At 61.0% G+C, this 25,056-nt stretch carries 24 protein-coding genes and 1 pseudogene; 7 read left to right on the top strand and 18 right to left on the bottom strand.

Features of this window, described 5'->3' with window-relative positions:
* Positions 1–223 precede the first annotated feature (223 nt).
* On the top strand, positions 224–775 hold the full coding sequence (locus tag ABI582_RS22905) for an ATP-dependent Clp protease proteolytic subunit (RefSeq protein ID WP_338743990.1): 552 nt from the start codon (positions 224–226) through the stop codon (positions 773–775).
* A gap of 58 nt (positions 776–833) precedes the next feature.
* Here ABI582_RS22905 and ABI582_RS22910 read toward each other — a convergent pair whose 3' ends face one another.
* On the bottom strand, positions 834–1,232 hold the full coding sequence (locus ABI582_RS22910) for an NUDIX hydrolase (RefSeq protein ID WP_338743989.1): 399 nt from the start codon (positions 1,230–1,232) through the stop codon (positions 834–836).
* 262 nt (positions 1,233–1,494) lie between these two features.
* Between ABI582_RS22910 and ABI582_RS22915 the strand changes: the two genes are divergently transcribed.
* The 3 genes from ABI582_RS22915 to ABI582_RS22925 all read left to right on the top strand — a co-directional run bounded on the left by ABI582_RS22915 (position 1,495) and on the right by ABI582_RS22925 (position 3,386).
* Positions 1,495–1,722 carry a general stress protein gene (locus tag ABI582_RS22915; protein WP_338743988.1) on the top strand — a complete coding sequence of 76 codons (228 nt, stop codon included), beginning with the start codon at positions 1,495–1,497 and terminating at the stop codon, positions 1,720–1,722.
* An 86-nt stretch (positions 1,723–1,808) separates the two neighbouring features.
* Positions 1,809–3,017 (top strand): zinc-dependent alcohol dehydrogenase, encoded by a 1,209-nt coding sequence (locus ABI582_RS22920; protein WP_442120350.1) that lies wholly within the window; start codon positions 1,809–1,811, stop codon positions 3,015–3,017.
* Between the two features lie 99 nt (positions 3,018–3,116).
* Positions 3,117–3,386, top strand: coding sequence for a DUF6555 family protein (locus tag ABI582_RS22925; protein ID WP_016487162.1), 270 nt, complete (start codon positions 3,117–3,119; stop codon positions 3,384–3,386).
* A gap of 75 nt (positions 3,387–3,461) precedes the next feature.
* Here the strand turns inward: ABI582_RS22925 and ABI582_RS22930 are convergent, their stop codons facing one another.
* The 16 genes and pseudogenes from ABI582_RS22930 to paaF form a co-directional block, all read right to left on the bottom strand.
* Complete coding sequence (locus ABI582_RS22930; RefSeq protein WP_338743986.1) at positions 3,462–3,632, bottom strand: hypothetical protein; 171 nt, start codon at positions 3,630–3,632, stop codon at positions 3,462–3,464.
* A 221-nt stretch (positions 3,633–3,853) separates the two neighbouring features.
* Positions 3,854–5,908, bottom strand: coding sequence for a phenylacetic acid degradation bifunctional protein PaaZ (gene paaZ, locus ABI582_RS22935; RefSeq protein WP_442120351.1), 2,055 nt, complete (start codon positions 5,906–5,908; stop codon positions 3,854–3,856).
* Between the two features lie 37 nt (positions 5,909–5,945).
* Positions 5,946–7,178 carry an OprD family porin gene (locus ABI582_RS22940; protein WP_442120352.1) on the bottom strand — a complete coding sequence of 411 codons (1,233 nt, stop codon included), beginning with the start codon at positions 7,176–7,178 and terminating at the stop codon, positions 5,946–5,948.
* A 39-nt stretch (positions 7,179–7,217) separates the two neighbouring features.
* Positions 7,218–8,786: pseudogene (locus ABI582_RS22945) on the bottom strand (cation acetate symporter); the annotation flags it as partial.
* Positions 8,777–9,085: a DUF485 domain-containing protein gene (locus ABI582_RS22950; RefSeq protein ID WP_016499671.1), complete on the bottom strand. Its 309-nt coding sequence runs from the start codon at positions 9,083–9,085 to the stop codon at positions 8,777–8,779. The pseudogene ABI582_RS22945 and the gene ABI582_RS22950, both read right to left, overlap by 10 nt.
* A gap of 169 nt (positions 9,086–9,254) precedes the next feature.
* Positions 9,255–10,331, bottom strand: coding sequence for a 1,2-phenylacetyl-CoA epoxidase subunit PaaE (paaE, locus tag ABI582_RS22955; RefSeq protein ID WP_442120353.1), 1,077 nt, complete (start codon positions 10,329–10,331; stop codon positions 9,255–9,257).
* A gap of 15 nt (positions 10,332–10,346) precedes the next feature.
* A complete protein-coding gene (gene paaD, locus ABI582_RS22960) occupies positions 10,347–10,880 on the bottom strand; it encodes a 1,2-phenylacetyl-CoA epoxidase subunit PaaD (RefSeq protein ID WP_442120354.1) in 534 nt (177 codons plus the stop codon).
* Entirely contained in the window at positions 10,867–11,625 is a 759-nt protein-coding gene (paaC, locus tag ABI582_RS22965) for a 1,2-phenylacetyl-CoA epoxidase subunit PaaC (RefSeq protein WP_442120355.1), read from the bottom strand. Before paaC ends, paaD begins: the two co-directional genes overlap by 14 nt.
* 8 nt (positions 11,626–11,633) lie before the next feature.
* Entirely contained in the window at positions 11,634–11,915 is a 282-nt protein-coding gene (gene paaB, locus ABI582_RS22970; protein ID WP_004374528.1) for a 1,2-phenylacetyl-CoA epoxidase subunit PaaB, read from the bottom strand.
* A 25-nt stretch (positions 11,916–11,940) separates the two neighbouring features.
* Complete coding sequence (gene paaA, locus ABI582_RS22975) at positions 11,941–12,930, bottom strand: 1,2-phenylacetyl-CoA epoxidase subunit PaaA (RefSeq protein WP_338743981.1); 990 nt, start codon at positions 12,928–12,930, stop codon at positions 11,941–11,943.
* A gap of 277 nt (positions 12,931–13,207) precedes the next feature.
* Positions 13,208–14,527 (bottom strand): phenylacetate--CoA ligase PaaK, encoded by a 1,320-nt coding sequence (gene paaK / locus ABI582_RS22980; RefSeq protein ID WP_442120356.1) that lies wholly within the window; start codon positions 14,525–14,527, stop codon positions 13,208–13,210.
* Positions 14,528–14,648: 121 nt separating this feature from the next.
* Entirely contained in the window at positions 14,649–15,869 is a 1,221-nt protein-coding gene (pcaF, locus tag ABI582_RS22985) for a 3-oxoadipyl-CoA thiolase (RefSeq protein ID WP_442120357.1), read from the bottom strand.
* Positions 15,862–16,302 carry a hydroxyphenylacetyl-CoA thioesterase PaaI gene (gene paaI / locus ABI582_RS22990; RefSeq protein ID WP_442120358.1) on the bottom strand — a complete coding sequence of 147 codons (441 nt, stop codon included), beginning with the start codon at positions 16,300–16,302 and terminating at the stop codon, positions 15,862–15,864. The genes pcaF and paaI overlap by 8 nt, the downstream gene beginning before the upstream one ends.
* Positions 16,295–17,812: a 3-hydroxyacyl-CoA dehydrogenase PaaH gene (gene paaH, locus ABI582_RS22995; RefSeq protein ID WP_442120359.1), complete on the bottom strand. Its 1,518-nt coding sequence runs from the start codon at positions 17,810–17,812 to the stop codon at positions 16,295–16,297. Before paaH ends, paaI begins: the two co-directional genes overlap by 8 nt.
* 2 nt (positions 17,813–17,814) lie before the next feature.
* Positions 17,815–18,606: a 2-(1,2-epoxy-1,2-dihydrophenyl)acetyl-CoA isomerase PaaG gene (paaG, locus tag ABI582_RS23000; protein ID WP_442120360.1), complete on the bottom strand. Its 792-nt coding sequence runs from the start codon at positions 18,604–18,606 to the stop codon at positions 17,815–17,817.
* Positions 18,607–18,640: 34 nt separating this feature from the next.
* Entirely contained in the window at positions 18,641–19,414 is a 774-nt protein-coding gene (gene paaF / locus ABI582_RS23005; protein WP_338743976.1) for a 2,3-dehydroadipyl-CoA hydratase PaaF, read from the bottom strand.
* 351 nt (positions 19,415–19,765) lie between these two features.
* On the opposite strand from paaF, the gene paaY reads away from it, so the two are divergent.
* Entirely contained in the window at positions 19,766–20,365 is a 600-nt protein-coding gene (gene paaY / locus ABI582_RS23010; RefSeq protein ID WP_442120361.1) for a phenylacetic acid degradation protein PaaY, read from the top strand.
* Positions 20,366–20,442: 77 nt separating this feature from the next.
* A complete protein-coding gene (gene paaX / locus ABI582_RS23015; protein ID WP_442120362.1) occupies positions 20,443–21,366 on the top strand; it encodes a phenylacetic acid degradation operon negative regulatory protein PaaX in 924 nt (307 codons plus the stop codon).
* A gap of 134 nt (positions 21,367–21,500) precedes the next feature.
* Here paaX and rfaD read toward each other — a convergent pair whose 3' ends face one another.
* Positions 21,501–22,532, bottom strand: a complete 1,032-nt coding sequence (gene rfaD / locus ABI582_RS23020; protein ID WP_442120417.1) for an ADP-glyceromanno-heptose 6-epimerase — start codon at positions 22,530–22,532, stop codon at positions 21,501–21,503.
* Positions 22,533–23,724: 1,192 nt separating this feature from the next.
* Here rfaD and ABI582_RS23025 point away from each other — a divergent pair.
* Positions 23,725–25,032, top strand: a complete 1,308-nt coding sequence (locus ABI582_RS23025) for a tyrosine-type recombinase/integrase (RefSeq protein WP_442120363.1) — start codon at positions 23,725–23,727, stop codon at positions 25,030–25,032.
* The last annotated feature ends 24 nt before the right edge of the window (positions 25,033–25,056 follow it).

Below are 25,056 nucleotides of genomic sequence, written 5' to 3' on the forward strand. Positions count from 1 at the left end.
AAGACCGGGCAGGGTTCATCACGCTTGACCAACGGGAAAGACAAAGGCCGGGTTGAACTTTGCGGCGCCTGGCGTTTCCACCGCATACCCGCTTTGTGGAAGGGTGCCAGCATGAAAGTCGATGGTTTTGCCCACTGGCTGGCCAATCGGGCCGCCCGCCCGCAGAGCGTGGGTGACGATGCGCAGCAGACCAAGGAATGACCTGCCACCCCTGGAGGCAAGCATGGCCAGACATATCATCCACTTCACCGGGCCGATCAACTCATCGACCTGTGGCAACCTGATCAACACTTGTTCGCGGGCGCTGCAACAGGGCGCCGAGATCCTGCAACTGAACATCGCCACCATGGGCGGCGAGTGCAGTTATGGCTTTACCCTGTACAACTTCCTGCGCGCGTTGCCGGTCGAGGTGCATACCCACAACCTGGGGACGGTGGAGTCCATGGGTAATATCCTGTTCCTGGCCGGGGAACGGCGCACGGCGTGCAGTTTCAGCAAGTTCCTGTTCCACCCGTTCCACTGGACCCTGCACGGGTCGGTGGACCATTCGCGTATGGCAGAGTATGCGATGAGCCTGGATTATGATTTGCGGCTGTATGCGCAGATCGTTGCCGAACGAACCCAGGGGGCGACGGAGGTGCTGGATGTGCCGCGGTACCTGATGGCCTATCCGCGGATTCTGGGGCCACGCGAGGCGCTGGATAACGGGATGATTCATGCGATCGACGAGATGCCGATCGAGGCGCAGTCAGTTCAGTGGAGCGTGCATGCCTAGAGCATGTCTTTACCGGCCTCTTCGCAGCTGCGAAAAGGCCCGCAAGGGATCACCAGGCTCACCTAACTGACGCTGCGGTGGCCCTGTCACAGGCCAACAGCGAGCGGATCAGCAACTTGATCTCGCCCTTGAGCCCAGGCGCCTGATCCAGGTGGGCAAAACGGCAATCGGCAATTTCATGCAGCGCCTTGGGTTGTGGCGCGTCGGCAAACTCTGCTTCGAATACGTAATGCATACGCTCGGGTGCCTCGTGGCGCATCAGCAATGTCAGTGACTCGGCACGTAACCCGGTCTCTTCAAGCAATTCGCGCTCTGCAGCCTGCACTGGCGTCTCGCCAGGCTCGATCTTGCCACCGGGTAGGGTCCAGGCGCCGTTGGATTTCCTTACCCATAACCACTTATGAGTTTGCTTGCCATGGCGGCAGATGATGGTGGCGCGATCCTTGTTCAGCTTCATTCAGGCTCCTTGACGATGAGCTTATTGCATGAAGATTCGGCCGTTGGCGGCAATAAACGTTGCGTTTCACCCGACGAACGGTCAAATCACGTAGCGTCCCACCAGGCCCTGCCCCCGCCACGCAAACATTTTGCCAGCGTAAGTTTCGTGCCACTGGTCAGTTGCCAGTAAACGCATTGAGCAGAGCCGGGCAACGGCGGCTCGGAAACTAGGCATGGCACAGATTCACGCCACTAGCCAATCCACCGCAAGGAGAACCCACATGGCGCAGGATCAAGAGCGGACAAGCCAGCGCGGCGGCACCAAGGAAACCAACCCGGGCAACTTCGCCAATGACCGGGAACGGGCTTCGCGCGCGGGTCACAAAGGGGGCCAAGCGTCTGGCGGCAACTTCGCCAACGACCGACAGCGTGCCTCGGAAGCCGGCCGCAAGGGTGGCCAGAACAGCCACGGCGGGGGCCGCAACCCGGTGAGTGAACCCACTCGCTGAGGGCCCAAGGACTCATCAGATGCCCGGTAGCGATTTCGGATTTACGAACCCGGAATCGCGCCATGACTTTGTCAGGAGAAACGAGCATGCGCGCATTGACCTACCACGGCGCAGGGGATGTCCGCGTCGACAACGTTGCAGAGCCCGGCCTGCAGGAAGACGACGATATCCTGCTTCGGGTAACGGCCACGGCCATCTGCGGTTCCGACCTGCACCTGTACCGGGGCAAGATCCCTATGGTCGAGCAAGGCGATATCCTTGGTCACGAATTCATGGGCATCGTGGAGGATGTGGGCAGTGCGGTAACCGCTGTGCGCCCAGGTGACCGGGTGGTGATCCCGTTCGTCATCGCCTGCGGCGACTGCTTTTTCTGCCAGCACGACTTGTTTGCCGCCTGCGAAACGACCAACACGGGGCGCGGCGCGCTGCTGAACAAGAAGGCCATACCGTCTGGCGCAGCGCTATTCGGCTACAGCCACCTGTATGGCGGCGTACCTGGCGGGCAGGCCGATTATGTGCGGGTACCCAAGGGCAATGTGGGGCCGTTCAAGGTTCCGGGTCACCTCGCCGACGATCAGGTCCTTTTTCTCTCGGACATTCTCCCCACAGCCTGGCAGGCAGTGCTCAACGCCGAGGTTGGCCAGGGCTCGTCACTGGCAATCTATGGCGCCGGCCCGGTCGGGCTGCTTGCTGCCGCCTGCGCACGCATGCTGGGGGTGGAGCAGATTTTCATGGTCGACGATTGTGCCTACCGGCTGGACTATGCCCATCAGGCGTACGGCGTGATTCCGGTCAATTTTGCCCATGACGACGACCCGGCCGATAGTATCGTGCGCCACACCGCCGGCATGCGTGGTGTAGATGCGGTGATCGATGCGGTGGGCTTCGAAGCCAAGGGCAGCACGACTGAAACTGTGCTCACCGCGCTCAAGCTCGAGGGCAGCAGCGGCAAGGCCCTGCGTCAGAGTATCGCGGCAGTGCGCAGGGGTGGGGTGGTGAGTGTGCCGGGGGTCTATGCGGGGTTCATCCATGGTTTTCTGTTTGGCGATGCATTCGACAAGGGCCTGACGTTTCGCATGGGGCAGACTCATGTGCAACGCTACCTGCCTGAGTTGTTGGCGCATATCGAAGCAGGGCGGCTGGACCCGCAGGCCATCGTCACCCACCGCATGGCGCTGGAAGATGCCGCGCGCGCCTACAAACTGTTCAACGAACAGCAGGACCGGTGTCGCAAGGTAATTCTGGTCCCCAGTGCGGCCTCGGACCCAAGCTATCAGGGTGCCATAGCCCGCTGAAACGGCCGCTTGTGCCAATTGTTCGACAAAATTTTGAATCTTCTGGCCATGGCCCGATCAATCAGGTTGTCATCCATGGAGAAGAGGAGGCCCCCTGCGATGCCTAGCCCACAGCTTTACATCATCGATTACCAACTGCATGGCCAACCGCGCAGTTTCATCATTCGCCTGGAACGCCTGGATAATGCCGAAGCCTGGCATTGGGCAAGTTGCGATGCGGGCATCGGCATCATTCCCAAATTCGGGCGTGAGAAGATCAAGAAGATCAGCCGGCCGATGGCTGAGCGTTACGGGATTACCGGCGTGAGCTGGCGGATTTCGGGGAGCAAACCGAGCCAGTCGGTGGGCGACCCGGCGGCGATGGTGTAATACCAACCCAGCCTGGCACACAACCATGCTGCAGCGGGCATACCGCCGCAGCATGGTGGGTAGACAAACCCCTTGTCATGCACCGGATTCAGGGTCACTGGCCGGGACCCCTGGGCGATTTTCGTCGTCGTCGGTCACATTGGGGTCGGCATCCGGGTCATCCACTTGGTCGTTGCGGCGATCCGGTTCAAGCTCCGGCCAGTCATCCTGCACATTGCCGCCACCCATCCGCAGTAAGTAATCCATCATGCAATCCTCGTCTCTGATCCTCATGGGTTAAGAGCGACAGATCTATGACAGAAGTCCTTTGAATGCCGGCAGTCGCTGACCAACGGTGGTCTAGCGTTGTGTTACTTTTCCGGGCCTCTTCGCGGGTGAACCCGCTCCCACAGGGACTGCACAACCTTTGAAATGTGTGAGATTCCTGTAGGGCGGGTGAAACGCGAGCGGCCCGCAAGGTCAACAGATCACTCCGGCTGTTTCAACACCAGGGTCAGGATGTCATAGCTGGCCACCAGCTCACCCAGCTGGTTGGTCACCTCCACATCCCACGCCACCACACCCTGCGGCTGGCCCAGCGGGCTGGTCTTGCCCTGGTCGATCTTGCGCTTGCAGGTGAGGCGCGCCTGAATGGTATCGCCGATGCCCACCGGGTTGATGAAACGCAGGGTGTCCAGGCCATAGTTGGCCAGTACTGGCCCGGCGCCAGGCGAGACGAACAGGCCGGCAGCTGCCGACAGAACGAAATAGCCGTGAGCAATGCGTTTACCGAACTGCGATTGCTTGGCGGCGATTTCGTCGAAGTGCATGTAGAAGTGGTCACCCGACAGGCAGCCGAAGTTGACCAGGTCCGCTTCGGTGACGGTACGACGATGGGTGAGCAGGGATTCACCGATGCGCAGCTGCTCGAAGTAGCGGCGGAACGGGTGCACTTCAGTCTCGATCACTTCACCACCGCGTACGTATTCGCCGGTGACTGCCGTAAGCATGCTTGGCGAGCCCTGTACGGCGGCGCGTTGCAGGTAGTGCTTGACCGCGCGCAAGCCACCCAGCTCTTCACCGCCACCGGCTCTACCCGGGCCGCCATGCTTGAGCTGCGGCAGAGGCGAGCCGTGGCCGGTGGATTCCTTGGCGGCTTCACTGTCGAGTACCAGCAGGCGGCCATGCCAGGCCGCCGCTACCGGAATGACCTTGGCAGCGACGCTGCGATCGGCGGTGACCAGTGTCGCCACCAGGCTGCCTTTGCCTCGGGCGGCCAGCGCCAGGGCTTCGTCGAGATCGTCATAGGCCATAAGCGTGCTGACCGGGCCGAACGCTTCGATATCGTGGGCGCCACCTTCGGCATGCGGGTCGCGGGCCTGCAGCAGGGTCGGGGCAAAGAATGCGCCCTCGGCCACACCATCGCCCCGCGGGGCGAAGCCATCGCTGGCGCCGAACAGCTGGTCACAGCTTTGCAGCAGGCTGCGCACTCGTTCGGCCACGTCGTGCTGCTGGTCGTGAGAGGCCAGGGCGCCCATGCGTACGCCTTCCAGCGACGGGTCACCCACTACCACCTTGCTCAAACGCTCGCGTAAGCGAGTGGCAACGGCATCGATGTGCTTGGCCGGCACGATGGCGCGGCGGATGGCGGTGCACTTCTGCCCGGCCTTGGTGGTCATTTCACGCACCACCTCCTTGATGTACAGGTCGAACTCTTCGCTGTCTGGCGTTACGTCCGGGCCGAGGATGGCGCAGTTCAGTGAGTCGGCTTCGGCGGTGAATGGTACCGAATTGCGTATCAGGTTCGGCGTGACGCGCAATTTGGCGGCGGTATCGGCGGAACCGGTGAAGGTCACCACGTCCTGGCCTTGCAGGCGGTCGAGCAAGTCGCCGGTGCTGCCGATCACCAGTTGCAGGCTGCCCTCTGGCAGCAGGCCGGAGGCGTTCATAAGGCGTACGACGGCTTCGGTCAGGTAGCTGGTGGACGTTGCCGGCTTGACGATGCACGGCATGCCCGCCAGGAAGGTCGGGGCGAACTTCTCCAGCATGCCCCAGATGGGGAAGTTGAAGGCGTTGATGTGCACCGCCACTCCTGCGCGCGGCACCAGGATGTGGCTGCCGGCAAAGTGACCTTGCTTGCCCAGCGCGATGGCCGGGCCCTCGTGCACCAGGTTGCCCGACGGCAGCTCGCGGCTGCCGATACCGGCATAGGCGAACAACGTGGCGTTGCCGCCTTCGATGTCGATCCAGCTGTCGGCACGGGTGGCGCCGCTATGGTGCGACAGGGTGTACAGCTGTTCCTTGCGTTCGGCCAGGTACAGGGCCAGCGCTTTCAGGCGTGCAGCGCGTTGCTGGAAATCCATGGCCGTCAGGCTGGCCAGGCCGCGAGCACGGGCAAAGTCGACGGCTTCGGCGAAGTCCGGGCGCTCTTCGTGGCTGTAGGCCAGTACGTGGCCGTCGAGGGCGCTGCGCAGGGCCTGGGCGCCGTGCTGGCCGAGCCAGCGGCCGGCGATGAAGCTTTGCAGAGTAGGGGCGGCAGACATGCTGTTCTCCATGCTGTTCAAATGTAAGGGGGCGCTGTTACCACAGCGCCAGGGTGTAGCCGATGATCAGGCGGTTTTCGTCCACGGCGTTGGTCAGGCCATTGCCGGAACGGAAGGTGACGTTGCGCCAGCGCAGGCTCACGTCCTTGAACGGGCCGCTCTGGATGACGTAGGTGATGTCGGTGTCGCGCTCGCGCTCGCGGCCATTGCTGACGGTGGCGGTTTCGGCGTGGCGGCCGTCGGTGTAGCGGGTCATGAAGCTCAGACCAGGGATGCCCATCGCGACAAAGTCGTAGTCATAGCGCACTTGCCAGGAGTCCAGCCCGGCGCGGGTGAAGGTGTTGTAAGTGACCAGGTTGACGGTGAACGGGTCGCCGCCGTTGACGAACGGGAAGGCACTGTCGCCCGACATCTGTTGCCAGGTGGCGGTGAACTTGTGCGCCTGCACGCCGAGGGTGAACATGGCGTTGAAGTTGCGGTTGTCGATGTTGCCGGCACGTTCGGCGCCATCGTTGCGGCTGTCGAAGTAGCGCAGGTCGCTGCGCAGGCTCACGCCTTCGCTCAACGGGCGGGTATCGATCAGGCCGACGAACTGCTGGCGGTAGATGTCCTCGAGCTTGGCGTAGTAGTAGCTGACGCTGGTTTGCGGGGTGATGGCGTAGCTGCCACCGCCAAAGTCCAGGTGGTCACTGCTGGCAGCGCCGTAGCCGATGTCGTCGCGGCCCGAGGAGTCGCGCAGGTTGGCCTTGGTCAGGCGGCCGGCGTTGACGGTAAGGCCATCGAGATCCTGGCTGGTCAGCAGGCCGCCCTGGAAGGTGGACGCCAGCAGGCGGGTGTCGTTGTAGACCACCACCGGCAAGATTGGCTGCAAGGTGCCCAGGCGCAGGGTGCTCTTGGACACGCGTACCTTGCCGGTGAGCCCCAGTTCGCTGTAATCATCAACCGGTTCGTGGCTGTTCGGGCCGAAGGGCAGCAGCCCGGTATTGCGGCGGTCGCGGCTGGAGTCGAGCTTGATACCCAGCTGGCCCATGGCGTCAATGCCAAAACCGACCGGGCCCTCGGTGAAGCCCGATTCCAGCTTGGCGGTAAAGCCCTGGCCCCATTCCTCTGCCTTGGCCTGCGGGGCGCTGCTCTGGCGAAAGTCGCGGTTGATGTAGTGGTTGCGCAGCTCCAGGCGTGCGTGGCTGTCGCCGATGAAATCGGCCATCGCCGGCACTGGCAACGCAAGGGTGGCCAGGCAGGCAGCTGACATGAAGTGTGTGCGGTTCATTGTTGTTGTTTTACCCGACATGGTTGTTCGTCCTTGAGGTCAGTGCTTGCTGGCGCCGGCAGCGCCGATACCGGTCATGGAGCGGATGAACTGGGCCAGGTAGCGGCCTCGTTCTTCACTGGCACGTTCGGAGCTGTCGGTAACCGAGAACACCCACGCACTGAGGAATGCCAGGCTCATGGAGAACAACGCCGGGTTGCTGTAAGGGAACAGCGCTTTCTCGTGATGCAGCACGTTGACCCACACTGCCGGGCCCAGAACCACCAGCAGCACCGCCGACGCCAGGCCGGCCATGCTGCCGCACACCGCGCCGCGGGTGGTCAGGCCTTTCCAGAACATCGAAAGGAGCAGTACCGGGAAGTTGACCGAGGCAGCCACCGCCAGCACCAGGCCAGAAAGGAAGGCGATGTTCTGCGACTCGAACATCAGGCCGAGCATTACCGCCAGCAGGCCGATCAGCAGGGTGGCGATACGCGATACGCGCATTTCCTCCTGCTCGGTGGCCTTACCTTGGCGGATCACACAGGCATACAGGTCGTGGGAGACCGCCGATGCGCCGGACAGCGCCAGGCCGGCGACCACGGCCAGGATGGTGGCGAAGGCCACGGCAGAGATGAAGCCAAGGAACAAGTTGCCACCGACAGCCTGGGCCAGGTGCACGGCGATCATGTTGCCGCCGCCGATGATTGCACCGGTGGCGTCGCGGTAGGACGGCTCGGTGCCGACCATCACGATGGCACCAAAGCCGATGACGATCAGCAGCAGGTAGAAGTAACCGATGAAACCAGTGGCGTAGAACACGCTCTTGCGTGCTTCCTTGGCATCACTCACGGTAAAGAAGCGCATCAGGATATGCGGCAGGCCGGCAGTGCCGAACATCATGCCCAAGCCGAGGGAAATGGCATCCACCGGGTTGGACAGCAGGCCCCCCGGGGCCATGATGGCCTGGCCCTTGGCATGCACGGCCACGGCGCTGGCGAACATGGCCTCGGTGCTGAAACCAAAGTGCTTGAGCACCATGAAGGCCATGAAGCTGGTGCCCGACAGCAGCATCACCGCCTTGATGATCTGCACCCAAGTGGTGGCGAGCATGCCGCCGAAGGTAACGTAGGCAACCATCAGTACGCCGACCAGCATCACGGCGTACAGGTAGCTGATGCCGAACAGCAGCTCGATCAGCTTGCCGGCACCGACCATCTGCGCCACCAGGTACATCAGTGCCACGACCAGGGTGCCAAACGCCGAAGTCAGGCGCACCGGGGTTTGTGCCAGGCGGTAACTGACTACATCGGCAAAGGTGTACTTGCCCAGGTTGCGCAGGCGTTCGGCGATCAAAAACAGAATGATCGGCCAGCCTGCCAGCACGCCCAGGGCATACAACAGGCCGTCATAGCCGTTCATGAACATCATCGCGGAAATGCCCAGGAAGGAGGCGGCGCTGATCATGTCGCCGGCAATCGCCAGGCCGTTCTGCATGCCGGTCAGGCCCCCACCGGCGGTATAGAAGTCGCTGGCCGAGCGGGTGCGCAAGGCAGCCCAGCGGGTGACCAGCAGGGTGAAGCAGACGAACACCATGAACATCGAGATGGCAGTCCAGTTCATTGTGCGCACTCCTGCTTGACCTTTTCATTGAGCGGGTCGAGCACATTGTTGGCGCGGTGCACGTAGATGCCGGTCAGGGCGAAGGACAGCAGCACCATCAGCACACCCACCAGCATGCCGACGGTGGTCACGCCGCCGCTAAGGGACTGGCCAAGGGTGCTGGGAGAGAACGCCACCAGCAGGACGAAGCCGTAGTAGATCACCAGCATGGCCAGGGTCAGGCTGCCGTTGAGGCGGCGTTTACGCCGCACCAGGTGCTGGAAATCGGGGTGGTTGGCGATGCTTTCTATGCGTTCGGGTGTCATGGCAAGCGATCTCTTGGTTTTGTAATTGTTTTGTTGAGGTCACGCGGGTGTTGCGGTATTGCAAAGGGCCTCTTCGCGGGCATGCCCGCTCCCACAAGGAGGATGTTGCCCTCAGCCTTTGTGCAGTCCCTGTGGGAGCGGGCGCGCCCGCGAAGCAGGCGGCGCGGTCTTAAAGCTGGTCGAAGTCGAGCACCACCTTGTCGCTCACCGGGTAGGTCTGGCACGACAGCACATACCCGGCTGCCACTTCGTAGTCTTCCAGGGCATGGTTGCTGTCCATTTCCACTTCGCCCTCGATCACCCGGCACTTGCAGGTGGAGCACACGCCGGCCTTGCACGAGTAGGGCAGCTCGGCGCCGATGGCGTTGCCTGCGTCCAGCACGTTCTGGGTGTTGCGTGGCAAGTCGAAGGTGAGGGCGCGGCCGTCGCTGATCACGGTGATATGGCTGAGCGCGGAATCCACCTGGCGCGCGGCCTCACGGGCTTCGCGGCGGGTTTCGCTGCCGGCGGCGGCGAACAGCTCGAAATGAATGCGCTCCTTGCCCAGGCCATTGGCCTGCAGGCTGTCACGCACGGTTTCGGTCATCGCCTGTGGGCCGCAGATGAAGGCCGCGTCCAGGCCTGGAACGTCCAGCCAGCGCGAAAACAGCTGGCCGCACTTGTCGGCGTCGATGCGACCGTTGTACAGGTCGACATCCTGCTGCTCGCGGCTGAACACGAAAATCAGGTTCAGGCGGTCGAGATAGCGGTTTTTCAGGTCTTCGAGCTTGTCGCGAAACAGCGCCCCAGAGCTGGAACGGTTGCCGTACAGCAAGGTGAAGCGGCTGTGCGGCTCGCTGTCCAGGGTGGTACCGATAATCGACAGGATTGGGGTAATGCCGCTGCCGGCGGCCACGCCCAGGTAATTGCCCTGGCGGGCAGCGTCCAGCGGCACGAAGAAGTTGCCCGATGGCGGCATCACCTCCAGTTGCTGGCCGGCCTTGAGCACTTCATTGGCAAACGCCGAGAAACGCCCGCCTGGCACGCGCTTGACGGCCACGCGCAGCTCGCCGTCCTGCACGGCGCTGCAGATAGAGTAAGAGCGGCGGACCTCTTCGTTGTCCAGTTGCGTACGCATGACCAGGTACTGGCCCTGGGTAAAGCGGAACTGCGCCTGCAGGTGCTCGGGCACGTCGAAGGCAATCGAAACCGCATCACGGGTTTCGTTGCGCACTTGCTTGATGGTCAGGCTGTGAAACTGGCTCATGGCGTTCTCCACGGCTCAAATGCATTTGAAATAGTCGAACGGCTCCAGGCACTCGCGGCAGCGGTACAGCGCCTTGCAAGCGGTGGAGCCGAACTGGCTGAGCAATTCGGTATGGGCGCTGCCGCACTGCGGGCAGCACACCTGGGGCGCTTCACCTAGCAGGCTGCGCTTGCTGGCGCTGCCTTGCGGCGGGGCAATGCCGTAGAGGCGCAGGCGCTCGCGGCCCAGCTCGCTGATCCAGTCGGTGGTCCAGGCCGGGGTCAACCGGCGCTCAAGATCCGGTGCGGGGAAGCCCGCCTGCTCCAGCGCCTGGCGGATATCACCCTCGATCACCTCGGTGGCCGGGCAGCCGGAGTAGGTGGGCGTGACCACCAGGTGCAGGTGGCCGGCGCGCCAGTCGAGGTCGCGGACTATTCCCAGGTCGACCACGCTGACCACAGGCACTTCCGGGTCCATGACCTGGGCCAGGACCTCCCAGGCCCGGGCCAGGTCGTCGCCGCGTGGCGGCCGCGCGCCACGGTCGCCGGTAATCAGCTCACCAGGTTGCATCGGGGTAAGCCCTTGGCAGGAACTGCATCTCGGCCAGCAGCAGGCCCAGGTGCTCGGTGTGCAGGCCTTTGCGACTGTCCAGGTAGAAGTGGCTGGCAGCCTTGGGCAGCGGCAGCTCGACCGATGCGAAAGTCTCGCTCACCTGTTTGAGCCACGCAGCACCCACGGTGGCCGGGTCGGCGGCAATACCCGCTTCGGCCAACTGCACCTCGTTGTCGCTGGCGGCCGTCAGTTCGACGGTGAAGCGCCACAGTGCCGCAATGGCGGCGAGCATGCGTTGGCGGCTTTCTTCTGTACCGCCCCCCATGCGCTGCACCCACTCGCTGGAACGGCGCAGGTGGTAGGTGACTTCCTTGAGTGCCTTGGCGGCGATACCGGCGATACGCTCATCGCTGGAGCCGGCCAAGCCCTGTAGCACGGCGAAGTGCCAGGCGTCGTAGAGGAACTGCTTGGTCATGGTCACGGCGAAATCACCGTTGGGTTGCTCGACCAGCAGCAGGTTGCGGTAGGCGCGCTCGTCTCGGCGGAAGGCCAGGGCGTCCGCGTCGCGACCGTCGTCAAGCAGTTCGGCTGCGTATTCCAGCCAGTTGCGCGCCTGGCCGACCAGGTCCAGGCCAACGTTCATCAGGGCCAGCTCTTCTTCGATGGCAGGGGCGTGGCCACACCATTCGCAGAGGCGCTGGCCTTGGACCAGGGCACTGTCGCCGAGCAGCAGCAGGTAAGGGATCAGGGCTTCGTTGTGCATGGCCAACCTCACATGTGTCCGACTTCATCGGGCAGCTCGTAGAAGCTGGCATGGCGGTAGACCTTATCGTCCGAAGGAGCGAACAGCGGGTCTTTCTCGTCGGGGGAGGAGGCGGTGATCAGCGCCGAAGGCACCACCCACAGGCTGACGCCCTCGCTGCGGCGGGTGTACAGCTCGCGGGCATTTTCGATGGCCATGGCGGCATCGGCGGCGTGCACGCTGCCGACATGCTTGTGGTTAAGGCCGTGCTTGCTGCGCACGAACACTTCGTAGAGGGTCCAGACAGACATTTTCGATCTCCGCATCAATCGCCGCTCAGGCGGCGTTCTTGTTCTGTTGCTTGCGCGCGTAGGCCACGGCGGCCTCGCGCACCCAGGCGCCGTCCTCGATGGCCTTGCGGCGGGTGGCGACACGTTCCTGGTTGCACGGGCCGTTGCCCTTGATCACCTCGTAGAACTCGTCCCACTGGATTTCGCCGAAGTCGTAGTGACCGCGCTCGGCGTTCCACTTCAGTTCAGGGTCGGGGGCTGTGCAGCCGAGCAGTTCGAGCTGCGGCACGGTCTGGTCGATGAAACGCTGGCGCAGTTCATCGTTGGTCTGGCGCTTGATCTTCCAGGCCATGGACTGGGCGCTGTTTGGGGAGTGTTCGTCGCTGGGGCCGAACATCATCAGTGATGGCCACCACAGGCGATTGATCGCGTCCTGGACCATGTCGCGCTGGGCCTGGGTGCCGTGACGCATCATGGTCAGGAGCATTTCGTAGCCCTGGCGCTGGTGAAAGCTCTCTTCCTTGCAGATACGGATCATCGCGCGGGAGTAGGGGCCGTACGAGGTGCGCTGCAGTACCACCTGGTTGACGATTGCGGCGCCATCCACCAGCCAGCCCACTGCACCCATGTCGGCCCAGCTGAGGGTGGGGTAGTTGAAGATGCTCGAATACTTGGCCTTGCCGCTGTGCAGCTTGGCGATTTCTTCGTCGCGGTCGGCGCCCAGGGTTTCCATGGCGCTGTACAGGTACAGGCCGTGACCGGCTTCATCCTGGATCTTGGCCATCAGTTGCAGCTTGCGCTTGAGGCTAGGTGCACGGGTGACCCAGTTGCCTTCGGGCAGCATGCCGACGATTTCCGAGTGGGCGTGCTGGGAAATCTGCCGGATCAAGGTCTGGCGGTAGGCCTCGGGCATCCAGTTCTTGGCTTCGATCTTGATTTCGGCGTCGATCTTTTCCTGGAAGTTGCGTTCCTCGGGGGACATTTCTTCCAGCGACTTGACGCGCTTGACTCCGGTTTCCACTAGCTGTGCGTACATGTGCTGCGACTCCTGCTAAGGCATGAGTCATTTGTAAGCGATACAAAACATAACGTCAAACAGTTTTATGTGTATCAAATAAGATTTGTGTATCACATTGACTGGCCAAGGGGCTGCTTCGCAGCCCTTTCGCGGCACAAGGCCGCTCCTACAGAGGAGCGCAGTCTCTTGCACGAGCGGCCTTGTGTCGCAAAAGGTGCGCGATGCGCCCCCAGCATTTTCCCCAGGCGAAAAAAAGCCCCGGACAATGCCGGGGCCGAAAAGGCAGCCGAATAACTCAGCTGGCCAACCGTTTGTCGTACACGTGGCAAGCCTTTCCCTCGGAGCGCTTGAGCGTGCCGCAAGGCTGCAGGTGGACCTGGGTACTGATGCCGATGTAGGTCTTGATCTGTTTGCTCAACTCCCCGATAACCAGCTTGCGCTGGCCTTCATCGAGGTGCTGGCACTCCGCACGCAATTCAACATGCACCTCGACACTGTCCAGGTTGCCATTGCGATACAGATGAATCTCATATAGCTCGGAAAGCTGTTTTATTTTTAGCACCTGCTCCTCGATCTGGGTCGGGAACACGTTGACGCCGCGAATGATCAGCATGTCGTCGCTGCGCCCGGTGATCTTGCCTATCCGCCGCATCGGCCTGGCGGTACCGGGCAGCAGGCGGGTGAGGTCGCGGGTACGGTAGCGCACCATCGGCAGCGCCTCTTTGCTTAGCGAGGTGAACACCAGTTCGCCCAGCTGGCCGTCTGGCAAAACCTGGCCGGTGACCGGGTCGATGATCTCGGGGTAGAAGTGGTCTTCCCAGATGGTCGGGCCGTCCTTGGTCTCGATGCACTCCATCGCTACCCCGGGGCCCATGATTTCCGACAGGCCATAGATGTCGAGGGCATCGATACCCAGGCGCTGCTCGATCGACCGGCGCAGTTCATCGGTCCAGGGCTCGGCACCGAAAATGCCCAAGCGCAGCTTGAGGTCATGCGGGTCGATGCCCTGGCGCTCGATCTCGTCGGCCAGGTTGAGCATGTAGGACGGCGTTACCATGATGATGTCGGGCTGGAAGTCGCGGATCAGCTGCACCTGCTTCTCGGTCTGGCCACCGGACATCGGGATTACCGTGCAGCCCAGGCGCTCGGCGCCGTAATGCGCGCCAAGCCCCCCGGTGAACAGGCCGTAGCCGTAGGAAACATGCACCTTGTCACCTTTGCGCCCGCCAGCAGCGCGGATCGAGCGGGCGACCACATTGGCCCAGGTATGAATGTCGTTCTGCGTATAGCCGACCACCGTGGGCTTGCCGGTGGTACCACTGGAAGCATGCAGGCGTACCACTTCCTCCTGAGGGACGGCAAACATGCCGTAGGGGTAGTTGTCGCGCAGGTCGTTCTTGCCGGTGAAGGGGAACTTCGCCAGGTCTTCCAGGCACTTGAGGTCATCGGGGTGGGCGCCGCATTCGGCAAAGCGCTGGCGGTACAGCGGCACATTGTCGTAGGCGTGCTTCAGGCTCCAGCGCAGGCGCTCCAGCTGGTGCTGGCGGAGGGCGTCGACACTGGCGGTTTCCATCGGGTCCAACAGGGCACGGTCGGCATCATGGTACATGTTCATGGCTTCACTCGAATTGTTCTTGTACGCCGCGCAGCGCCGGTTGCGGGCCGCGCGGTGAGTGTCATGAGCGCAGCATATACGGCTGCGTTCGGTTCGGTAACAGGCTGATGGTCTGATCCGCTCAGAGGCGCTCGATGACCATGGCTATGCCTTGGCCAACACCAATGCACATGGTGCAAAGGGCATAGCGGCCGGCGGTTTCTTCCAGTTCGTGTAGCGCGGTGGTCACCAGGCGTGCACCGCTCATGCCCAGCGGATGGCCGAGGGCGATGGCTCCGCCATTGCGGTTGACCCGCGGGTCATCGTCGGCCAGGCCCAGCTCGCGCAACACTGCCAAGCCCTGGGCGGCGAACGCTTCGTTGAGCTCGATGACGTCCAGGTCGGCCAACGACAATCCCGTAAGCTCAAGCACCTTGCGGGTTGCGGGTACCGGGCCGATGCCCATCAGCCGCGGCTCAACCCCGGCCACCGCCATGCCGACGATACGACCGCGGGCTTTCAGGCCATGGCGCCGGGCAGCGGCGCTGCTGGCCAGCAGCAGGGCACAGGCGCCGTCGTTGACGCCGGAGGCATTGCCAGCGGTGACGCTACCGCCCTCACGGAATGGCGTGCCGAGGCGGGCCAGCTGTTCCAGCGTCGTGTCGCCACGCGGATGCTCGTCGTGCTCCACCCGTTTGGCCGGGCCTTTACGCTGCGGGATCTCGACCGGTACGATTTCTTGCGCCAAACGGCCGCGGGCCTGGGCAGCGGCCGCCTTGTGCTGGCTGCGCAAGGCGAAGGCATCCTGATCAACGCGGGAAATGCCAAACTGTTCAGCCACGTTCTCGGCAGTTTCCGGCATCGAATCTGTACCGTAGGCAGCCTTCATCAATGGGTTGACGAAGCGCCAACCGATGGTGGTGTCGAACAACTCCGCTGCGCGGCCGAACGCCTGCTCCGACTTACCCATCACGAAGGGTGCTCGCGACATCGACTCCACGCCGCCAGCCAGCATCAGCCCGGCTTCACCGCAGCGCAGGGCGCGGGCCGCGTTGCCGATGGCGTCCAGACCGGAACCACACAGTCGGTTGATCGTGGTCCCGGGCACTACCATCGGCAGCCCGGCCAGCAGGCTGGCCATGTGCGCCACGTTGCGGTTGTCTTCGCCGGCCTGGTTGGCACAGCCGAGGATCACGTCGTCGACCGCTTTCCAGTCAAGCTCGGGGTGGCGCTGGATCAAGGCCTTCAGCGGGATGGCGGCGAGGTCGTCGGCACGTACGCCGCTCAACGCCCCGGCATAGCGGCCAATGGGGGTGCGCACGGCGTCGATGATCAGGGCGTCGGCGAGGGTAGGTTCAGTCATCTTGCGTCTCCTGCGCCAGCACGGTGCCGCGCACTTTGTAGGATTTGCCATGGAACATCGCCACCAGCTCACCGCGCTGGTTGTGGATGCGCACGTCGTACAGGCCGGTGCGGCCTTTGCGGCTGACCTCGCTGGCGTCGGCGGTGAGGACGTCATCGCGCAGCGCCGGGGCCAGGTAGTCGATGCTGCAGCCCAGTGCCACGGTGGCCTGGTCGTAGCTATTACAAGCGAAGGCAAAAGCCGAATCGGCCAGGGCGAACAGGAAGCCGCCATGGCAGGTGCCATGACCCTGGATCATGTCGGCGCGTACCGTCATACGCAGGCTTGCCCGGCCCGGGCTGGCATCCAGCAGGCTGATGCCCAGGCCCTGGGTGGCCGGATCGCGGGCGTACATGGCGTCGGCACAGGCTTGTGCCAGTTCGAGTTCAGTCATGCAGGGTGCCTCCTTTGGCCTCACAACGACGTAACAGCAGAGAAGGGCGGTAGCGGCTCTCGCCATAGCTGCGCTGCAGGTTGTCGAGCACGCGCAAGGTCTGGGCAATGCCAATGTTTGCAGCCCAGGCCAGCGGGCCACAGGGGTAATTGACCCCGGCGCGCATGGCCAGGTCGATGTCGGCGGCGCTGCCGACGCCCTGCAGCACGGCATCGGCGGCCTCGTTGGCGAGCATTGTCACGGTGCGCAGCACCACCAGGCCGGGCAGGTCGGCGACCGCAGTGACCTTGAGGCCGGCCCGCTGCAGCAGAGCCACCGCCTGGTCGCGGGCGCTTTCGGTGGTATCGGCCGACCAGCTGATGGCAATCCGCGAGGCGGTGCTGTAGTCCAGCGCGAGGTCGAGCAGCACCAGGTTGCGCAGGCCATCTTCACGGGCGCGCTGGCTGGCGAGGCGGCCATCGGACAATGCCAGGGTGGCCTCACCGACCTGAATCACGCCGCTGCCGGCACGCTGGGTCACGACGACGCCGTTCTGGCGCAGGCGTTCAACCATTGGCTGCAGTACACCCAGTTGCCCCTCGATAACGCAGGCTTCAGCCTTGGTGGAGCTGTGCAATTCGGCCGGTGCAGGGCGCTCGGCGCCTTCGGCGTAGCTATAGAAGCCTTGCCCAGTCTTACGGCCGAGGCGGCCGGCATCCACCAGCTCTTTTTGCACCAGTGAAGGCTGGAAGCGGAAGTCCCCGTAGAAAGCATCGAACACCGAGCACGTAACGGCGTAGTTGACGTCGTGGCCGATCAGGTCGGTAAGCTCGAATGCCCCCATGCGGAAACCACCCGCATCGCGAAGCAGCGCATCAAGGCTGGCGCAGTCTGCTGCGCCTTCCTGTAGCAGGCGCAGGCTCTCGGCATAGAAAGGCCGCGCCACACGGTTGACAATAAAGCCCGGTGTCGAACGCGTGTGCACTGGCTGTTTGCCCCAGGCCTGGGCGGTGTCGTAGATACACGCGGCCACGGCCGGTTCGGTTGCCAGGCCTGACACCACCTCGACCAGCGCCATCAGCGGTGCCGGGTTGAAGAAGTGCATGCCCACCACTTGCTGCGGGCGTGCAAGGCCGGCAGCCAGGCTGGTAATGGACAGCGACGAAGTGTTGCTGGCAATGATGCAATCAGCCGTGCACAGCGCTTCTAGCTGGCTGAAGAGCGCCTGCTTGACCTGCAGGTTCTCGACGATGGCTTCGATCACCAGGCCGGCATCAGCCAATGCTTCGAGCGTGTCGACCGGGCATAGCCGAAGGCTGATCATTTCGCGCTCTACGGCCTGCAGCTTGCCTTTTTCCACGAGCCGGGCGAGCTGCCGTTCAATACCGGCCACTGCCTGGGCGGCAGCCCCCGGGCGGTTGTCGTAAAGCTTTACCGGGTGACCGGCCTGGGCGGCGACCTGGGCGATGCCGGCGCCCATGGCGCCGGCACCGATCACCGCTACTTGCACGTTGCTTGCGAGTGCGGCCATGTTCAGCGCCCCTTGAATTCGGGTGTGCGCTTGTTCATGAAGGCGCTCACGCCTTCACGGTAGTCCTCGCTGCGCCCGGCCAGGCGTTGCAGGTCGCGCTCGAGTTCCAGCTGTTCATCGAAGCCGTTGTCGAAACTGGCATTGAGGCTGCGCTTGATCAGCGCAAGGCCATAGGTGGGCTGGCTGGCGAGCTGGCGGGCGAGGGTGAGGGCTTCGTCGCGCAGTTCAGCATCGTCCACCACGCGATGGATCAGCCCCCATTGCTGGGCTTGTTCGGCACCAAGCCGCTCGCCCAGCATGGCCAGTGCTTTAGCCCGCGCCATGCCGACCAGGCGCGGCAGCAACCAGGTACCACCAGAGTCCGGCACCAGGCCGATTTTGCAAAATGCCTGAATGAAGCTGGCCGATCGGGCGGCCAGTACCAGGTCGCAGGCCAGCGGGATATTGGCACCGGCGCCGGCGGCCACACCGTTTACCGCACAGATCACCGGCAGCGGTAGGTCGCGCAGGGTGCGCACCAACGGGTTGTAGAACTTGTCGATCGATTCGCCCAGGTCTGGCACCTCGGCGCCTGGGGCGACGTTACGGTCGGACAGGTCCTGGCCGGCGCAAAAGCCGCGGCCCTCAGCCGTCAGCAGCAACACCCGCGCCTCACTGCTCTGGCGAACCTGCTTGAGTGCTTCGCGCACTTCCAGATGCATGGCGGTGTTGAAGCTGTTCAGCTGCTCGGGGCGATTCAAAGAAAGGAGGGCGACGCCGTCCTCGATGGAAAACAGGATGTGCTGGAAAGTCATGACAGACTCGCTCCGTTGGTCGAGGGGTAGGTGATCAGCGGCCTTGGAAGCGGGCCTGGCGCTTTTCCTGGAAGGCGCGAATGCCTTCGTCACGGTCGGCGGTGCCGGCCAGCAGGGTGAATGCATGGCGTTCGAAGCGCAGGCCACTGGCCAGGTCGGTATCACCGGCCTTGAGCAGCGCCTCTTTCGCCAGGCGCACTGCCAGCGGCGCCTTGGCGGCGATGCTGCGGGCGATCTGCATGGCGCGTTCTACGGTGAATTCGGGCTGGGTTATTTCGCTGACCAGGCCGGCCTGTTGGGCGTGACGGGCAGTGATAGCTTCGCCCGTCAGCACCATCTGCATGGCTAGCGGCTTGCCGACGGCACGCAACAGGCGCTGGGTACCGCCGGCACCGGGGATGATGCCGAGGTTGATCTCCGGCTGGCCGAAGCGGGCGTCGGTACCGGCGATGACGATGTCGGCACACATCACCAATTCGCAACCGCCACCCAGGGCGTAGCCGTTGACTGCAGCAATCAGCGGCTTGGCAAAGGCGGCGATGCGTTGCCAATGGGCTACTCGAGGGTCGTTGAGGATGCCGACCAGGTCGTGCTCGGCCATTTCGCGGATGTCAGCGCCTGCAGCGAACGCCTTGCGGCTGCCGGTGAGCACCACAGCGCCGGTCTGGTCATCCTGGGCGGCTGCATCCAGCGCAGTGGCCAGTTCTGCCAGTAACTCGGTGCACAGGGCGTTCAGTGCCTTGGGCCGTTGCAGGGTAATGAGCTGAACGCCGTTTTCCGGCGCCTGCACATCGAGATATCGCGGCATGTCGGGTTCCTCTGGCTGCACGCACGGCACATCGTGGGGCCGGCATTTCTTGGAATTGTTTGCAGGGGCGTGACGCTGGATCACGACCAGGTGGGATCAGTATATGCATTACGCGATACAAAAATGCAACATCAAAAATTGTTTCATGTATCTCTTTGCGAGAGTGATAGTGTTGCTGTCGTGCACGGAAACCGCCTATTCGCCGCTGATTATCGCGAAATCGCTGATCTTATGCCTAGGTTTACAGGGGGAGCCTAGCCAGTATAAAGCGATACACGACTACGCCGATTGACGATCAAATATTTTTTGATACAAGATCAGGTGCCATTTCAAATCATTTCTGGAGCTTCCATGCCTTGCTATCGACTGGACGGCTTGACGCCTGTGGTTCACCCCACAGCCTACGTGCACCCAAGCGCAGTACTGATTGGCGACGTCATCGTCGGCCCACGTTGCTACATAGGCCCCTTGGCATCGCTCCGGGGTGATTTCGGCCGCATCGTGCTGGAGGAGGGCGCCAACTTGCAGGACACCTGTGTAATGCATGGTTTTCCGGGTGGCGACACGGTGGTCGAACGAAACGGGCATGTTGGTCATGGCGCGGTGTTGCACGGCTGCAAAGTGGGCGAGGATGCCTTGATCGGCATGAACGCAGTGGTGATGGATGGCGCCCATGTCGCACCACGCTGCATCGTCGCGGCGACGGCGTTCGTCAAAGCCGGCTTCGCATGTGAAGCGCAAAGCCTGGTGATAGGGTCGCCGGCCCAGGTCAAACGGCCCTTGAGCGAACAGGAGTTGGCCTGGAAGCAGCGCGGTACTGCGGAGTATCAGCACCTGGCGCAGCGCTGCATGAACAGCATGGTCGAATGCCCGCCATTGGCCGAAGCCGAACCAGGGCGGCCGCGCATGGAAGACACCGGTGTCCGGCCCAAAGGTCAGGCTTCGGCATGAGCCTGGTAGCGCTGCGCAATGGTCAGGCGGCCCGCCGCACAGGTATAGTCGGTGCTTTATCCGCGCACAGTTCGCCCATGAGCAATCTTGCCCCACTGAACAACCTGATCACTCGCTTTCAGGAGCAGACGCCAATCCGCGCCAGCTCACTGATCATCACCTTGTACGGCGATGCCATCGAGCCCCATGGGGGGACCGTCTGGCTGGGTAGCCTGATCAACCTGCTGGAGCCGATAGGTATCAACGAGCGGCTGATCCGCACGTCGATCTTTCGCCTCACCAAAGAGGGTTGGCTCACCGCTGAAAAGGTTGGCCGACGCAGCTACTACAGCCTGACGGGCACTGGCCGCCGCCGTTTCGAAAAAGCCTTCAAACGTGTCTACAGCCCAAGCCAACCGGCCTGGGATGGCGCCTGGACGCTGGTGTTGCTGTCGCAGCTTGAGGCCGGCACGCGCAAGGCCTTGCGTGAAGAGCTGGAATGGCAGGGGTTTGGCGTGATGGCGCCGAACCTGCTTGGCTGCCCACGGGCAGACCGTGCTGACCTGGCCGCAACCTTGCGTGACCTGGAAGCCAGCGACGACAGTATCGTCTTCGAAACCCACACCCAGGAAGTGCTCGCGTCCAAGGCCATGCGGGCCCAGGTGCGGGAGAGCTGGCGTATCGATGAGTTGGGGCAGCAGTACAGCGAGTTCATCCAGCTGTTCAGGCCGCTGTGGCAGAGCTTGAAAGAGCAGCACCTACTCGATGCGCAAGATTGCTTCCTGGCGCGCACCCTGCTGATTCACGAGTACCGCCGCCTGCTGTTGCGCGACCCGCAACTGCCAGACGAGCTGCTGCCAGGGGATTGGGAGGGAAGGGCCGCGCGACAGTTGTGCCGTAACCTGTATCGGCTGGTGTTTGCCAAGGCAGAGGAATGGTTGAATGCAGCACTGGAAACGGCAGACGGGCCGTTGCCGGATGTGAACGAGAGTTTCTACAAGCGCTTTGGTGGGCTGGGCTGATCAAAAATGCTACAGCCAGGGCAGTTATTGATAACTACGCTAAATGACTATTTAGTGTAGTTATCAGCAATGATCGACCAAGAAGCGAGCAATGCATAGATAAAGTCACTGGTTTTTCGTTAATACAAGCAATATCAAGCTGCCGCCGTATGCTTGAATGGAGCAGGCGGCGAACTTTCGATGCCCTGCAACCAATCGCAGTAGCGGGCCACGCCTTGCTGGACGGTCAATGTGGGCGCCTTGTAACCGGCAGCGCGTAAGCGCTCCAGGTCGGCACAGGTGTAGCACTGGTATTTGCCACGCAGATGATCCGGAAATTCGCTGTACTCAAGCACCCCCTCAAGCAAGGCAATCTCAAGTGACAAGGGTGGTTGGTCCCGTTGCTCACGCAGCCGATTGATCACAGCCAAGGCAACATCATTGAATGGCTGAGCGCGACCACTGCCGACATTGAAGATACCGCTCAACTGTGGGTGCTCAAGGAAGAACATATTGACCTTGACCACATCATCCACGGAGACGAAATCACGCAGATGACCACCGCTGGGGTAGTCACCATAGCTGCCAAACAGGCTGACTTTTCCATGGGCCTGGTACTGATTGAAGCAGTGCAGGGCCACCGACGCCATCGCACCTTTGTGCTGTTCATGTGGGCCATACACGTTGAAATAACGCAACCCGACGACCTGGCTCCGTGCTGTTGTCAGCTGCCGGCGCACTTGTTGGTCGAACAGGAACTTGGAATAGCCATAGACGTTTAGCGGGCGCTCACACTCACGTTGTTCGCGAAAATCCTGCCCGGCGCCATAGACAGCTGCCGATGATGCATATAAAAGCGGGACCTGTTGCTGCTGAGCAGACGCCAGCAACTCACAGCTGAACCGGTAGTTGTTGTCCATCATGAAACGACCATCAGCTTCGACGGTGCTTGAACACGCGCCTTGGTGCAGCACAGCACGCACCTTGCCAAACTCACCGCGAGCAAAGCGATCGAGAAAATCGTCCTTGTCCAGGTAATCGGCAATTTCACTGTCGGCCAGGTTGCGGAATTTGTCGCCATCGGTCAGATCGTCGACGGCGATGATTTCGGTTTCGTCGCGCTGGTTGAGCGCTTGAACGAGATTGCTGCCGATGAATCCTGCGGCACCGGTTACGATGATGGTCATGCCAGATTCCCCGTGAGGGTGCGGAGCCCGCATTTTAATCTGGGCGACTCGAGCCAACCTTAACCTGGATCAACGGATGCACCGGTTTCGATGAATCAGGGGTTTGTGCAGCTCAACATCTGGGCACCCACGGCGCAGTGACAAAATAGGAATGTTCGGATAATGCATATTATGTTAAATGACGTATGGATCATTGATACGGTTCATTGTCTGCTCCACTAACCCCGGACGGTTTTGCACTGCGCCAATCGCTGATTGATGAGACATCTGGGCTGATGAGCCTCAAAGCCTTACTCGGTGGGCCCTGCAGGGCATGTAGTGCGGTTGGTGTGAGTGCTTACTGAAGAAGAATTATGAGACATCTGCTACGGCTTGAATTTGCTACAGCCCACTATTCCCGTGGCCTTCAGCCCATCAGATCGTTTTCGGGAATCGCGAATGCATGGTAAATCAATTACGAGACCAGCCATGCCAATTGACATGTCTCGGCCGCTGAGAAAATCCTATGCAATCAATAGGTTAGAGGATTTTTTGCATTTTTATGAGACATGCCCGAATGGTGTCAGATATGAAGGAATGTTGAGACATTACTGGAATACCCTTTTTAATTCGGGTTACTAATGCGTCGAATCCCAAGGTATTAGAAGGACATAAGCCGCTTGGTTATTGGCTTCCAGCCCCTTGCTCTGCGTCACGGCGCTTTGGATTAGCTCTGGTCGTGGTTTAGGCTGTTTTATACGGCCTAACGATTCTTTGCGAGACATTCCAGCAGCGCCTACAACTGGCTCAGCCTTCAGGGCCAGTAAAATCAAGGGGCATGGAGAATGTTAGAAAATCACGGGACTTTACGGGCGTCAAAAAAATACTAGATAAATATGAGAAAATCTCTGGAATACTCTAGAAAACCAGTAAGCGTGAGTAGGCTGTCAATATATGGCTAATGTTTTAGCAGGCACGCCTGAAGGTAATCGCTCGCGCCAAATAGTTCACCTCCTTACAGGATGTCAACATGAATTTTTGCATGACTTCCCATCGGCATGTGGTTGCACTATTCACTATCAGTCGCTACCATCCGCGCTTCTTCAAGGGAAACAACTCAGAGGAGGGATCGATGCTAAATATCACCCTCAAACTTCCAGTTACTACCAATACTGGAAGTTCTTCAGAAAACTATGTGACACGGTAAACCTATATGCGCCCGCTCCCACGACCGATCTTCGAAGGGTACGAAACTTTCATAGATCAAGATTTCAGCTTGAGCGAACCGAGCATGCCGTGCGTTCGAAAATATATTGAGTCTTTTGATCCAGCTGTAGAAGCAGGCAAAGGGTATTTACTTGCGCGAGATTTTTTGCGTGCGTTTTCAGACAACGGATTGACTTTTACTTCTTATCGAACCCACGTTGAGCGCCTGCTTCTCTGGTCGATGATTGTCAAAAGAAAGCCCTTCAGTCAGATCAAACGTCAGGACGCTGAAGAATACTTAGATTTTTGTCGCAACCCACCGGAAGAATGGATCGGGCCGATAGTTCGCGGACGATTTGTTGCCAGTGATCATTCCGAATCAGCTTGGGAAGATCCGGTGATGCATAATGATAAATGGCGCCCATTCAGCATGAAGGTGTCAAAGGCCTCTCATGCCGGTGAAGAGTTAACACAGTGCTCGATTGATGAAGCAAAGCAAAAATACACCGCCTCACAAGGCACGATCAATCAAGTCTTCTCGATTTGTAGCCGCTTTTACGAGCATCTGGTTGAAAACGGATCAGTGGGCGGGAATCCATTTAGACTGATCAAAAAGAAAGGTAAGAACCGAAGCACACCCCAAGACGAAGGATCTCACCGTGCCCTCACCCCCCTTCAATGGGATTATGTTCTAGATACTGCAGAGAGCATGGCTGCAGAAGATCCCACTCGATATGAAAGGACGCTGTTTATTCTAGCTACTTTATTTGCGATGTACCTACGTGTATCAGATCTCGTGGGAAGGCCAAACTGGCATCCTGTGATGGGAGATTTTCGCCAAGACGCTGAAGGAAATTGGTGGTACCACGTAATCGGAAAAGGCAATAAAGTGGGGAAGATTGCTGTTCGTGACGAGTACATAGCAAAGTACTTGACCCGATATCGGCGATTCATCGGTCTTCCAGATCTGCCGCAATGGGAAGAAAAGACTCCTCTGCTCACAACACTTCACGGACGCTCAGGTCTGTCTGGGAGACAGGTGCGTGCCCTCCTCCAGGCTGTATTTGATAACGCCGTGAGTCGTATGCGGGATGAGGAGCGTCAGCCTCATGAAATGAATAGCCTGAAAGCTGCATCTGCACATTGGCTCCGCCACACTTCCGCTACCTTCGACGCTCCACTTCGAAGTGCAAAAGATCTTCAGCTCGACCTGCGGCATAGCAATTTGAGCACCACTCAGAACGTCTATTATCACTCTCATGATCAAGAGCGGAGTAAGTCTATAAAAGCAGTGCGAATGCGTGACCGGGGCTGAATTTTTTGGTCAAATCGCATAATG

It is taken from the genome of Pseudomonas sp. SAS7 (assembly GCF_052112345.1).
GTDB lineage: Bacteria > Pseudomonadota > Gammaproteobacteria > Pseudomonadales > Pseudomonadaceae > Aquipseudomonas > Aquipseudomonas putida_Q.

Excerpts from the sequence above, each read along its gene's own strand:
- ABI582_RS22905 (WP_338743990.1), top strand. The coding sequence starts at position 224 with ATGGCCAGACATATCATCCACTTCACCGGGCCGATCAACTCATCGACC.
- ABI582_RS22910 (WP_338743989.1), bottom strand. The coding sequence starts at position 1,232 with ATGAAGCTGAACAAGGATCGCGCCACCATCATCTGCCGCCATGGCAAG.
- ABI582_RS22915 (WP_338743988.1), top strand. The coding sequence starts at position 1,495 with ATGGCGCAGGATCAAGAGCGGACAAGCCAGCGCGGCGGCACCAAGGAA.
- ABI582_RS22920 (WP_442120350.1), top strand. The coding sequence starts at position 1,809 with ATGCGCGCATTGACCTACCACGGCGCAGGGGATGTCCGCGTCGACAAC.
- ABI582_RS22925 (WP_016487162.1), top strand. The coding sequence starts at position 3,117 with ATGCCTAGCCCACAGCTTTACATCATCGATTACCAACTGCATGGCCAA.
- ABI582_RS22930 (WP_338743986.1), bottom strand. The coding sequence starts at position 3,632 with ATGGATTACTTACTGCGGATGGGTGGCGGCAATGTGCAGGATGACTGG.
- paaZ (WP_442120351.1), bottom strand. The coding sequence starts at position 5,908 with ATGTCTGCCGCCCCTACTCTGCAAAGCTTCATCGCCGGCCGCTGGCTC.
- ABI582_RS22940 (WP_442120352.1), bottom strand. The coding sequence starts at position 7,178 with ATGAACCGCACACACTTCATGTCAGCTGCCTGCCTGGCCACCCTTGCG.
- ABI582_RS22950 (WP_016499671.1), bottom strand. The coding sequence starts at position 9,085 with ATGACACCCGAACGCATAGAAAGCATCGCCAACCACCCCGATTTCCAG.
- paaE (WP_442120353.1), bottom strand. The coding sequence starts at position 10,331 with ATGAGCCAGTTTCACAGCCTGACCATCAAGCAAGTGCGCAACGAAACC.
- paaD (WP_442120354.1), bottom strand. The coding sequence starts at position 10,880 with ATGCAACCTGGTGAGCTGATTACCGGCGACCGTGGCGCGCGGCCGCCA.
- paaC (WP_442120355.1), bottom strand. The coding sequence starts at position 11,625 with ATGCACAACGAAGCCCTGATCCCTTACCTGCTGCTGCTCGGCGACAGT.
- paaB (WP_004374528.1), bottom strand. The coding sequence starts at position 11,915 with ATGTCTGTCTGGACCCTCTACGAAGTGTTCGTGCGCAGCAAGCACGGC.
- paaA (WP_338743981.1), bottom strand. The coding sequence starts at position 12,930 with ATGTACGCACAGCTAGTGGAAACCGGAGTCAAGCGCGTCAAGTCGCTG.
- paaK (WP_442120356.1), bottom strand. The coding sequence starts at position 14,527 with ATGAACATGTACCATGATGCCGACCGTGCCCTGTTGGACCCGATGGAA.
- pcaF (WP_442120357.1), bottom strand. The coding sequence starts at position 15,869 with ATGACTGAACCTACCCTCGCCGACGCCCTGATCATCGACGCCGTGCGC.
- paaI (WP_442120358.1), bottom strand. The coding sequence starts at position 16,302 with ATGACTGAACTCGAACTGGCACAAGCCTGTGCCGACGCCATGTACGCC.
- paaH (WP_442120359.1), bottom strand. The coding sequence starts at position 17,812 with ATGGCCGCACTCGCAAGCAACGTGCAAGTAGCGGTGATCGGTGCCGGC.
- paaG (WP_442120360.1), bottom strand. The coding sequence starts at position 18,606 with ATGACTTTCCAGCACATCCTGTTTTCCATCGAGGACGGCGTCGCCCTC.
- paaF (WP_338743976.1), bottom strand. The coding sequence starts at position 19,414 with ATGCCGCGATATCTCGATGTGCAGGCGCCGGAAAACGGCGTTCAGCTC.
- paaY (WP_442120361.1), top strand. The coding sequence starts at position 19,766 with ATGCCTTGCTATCGACTGGACGGCTTGACGCCTGTGGTTCACCCCACA.
- paaX (WP_442120362.1), top strand. The coding sequence starts at position 20,443 with ATGAGCAATCTTGCCCCACTGAACAACCTGATCACTCGCTTTCAGGAG.
- rfaD (WP_442120417.1), bottom strand. The coding sequence starts at position 22,532 with ATGACCATCATCGTAACCGGTGCCGCAGGATTCATCGGCAGCAATCTC.
- ABI582_RS23025 (WP_442120363.1), top strand. The coding sequence starts at position 23,725 with ATGCGCCCGCTCCCACGACCGATCTTCGAAGGGTACGAAACTTTCATA.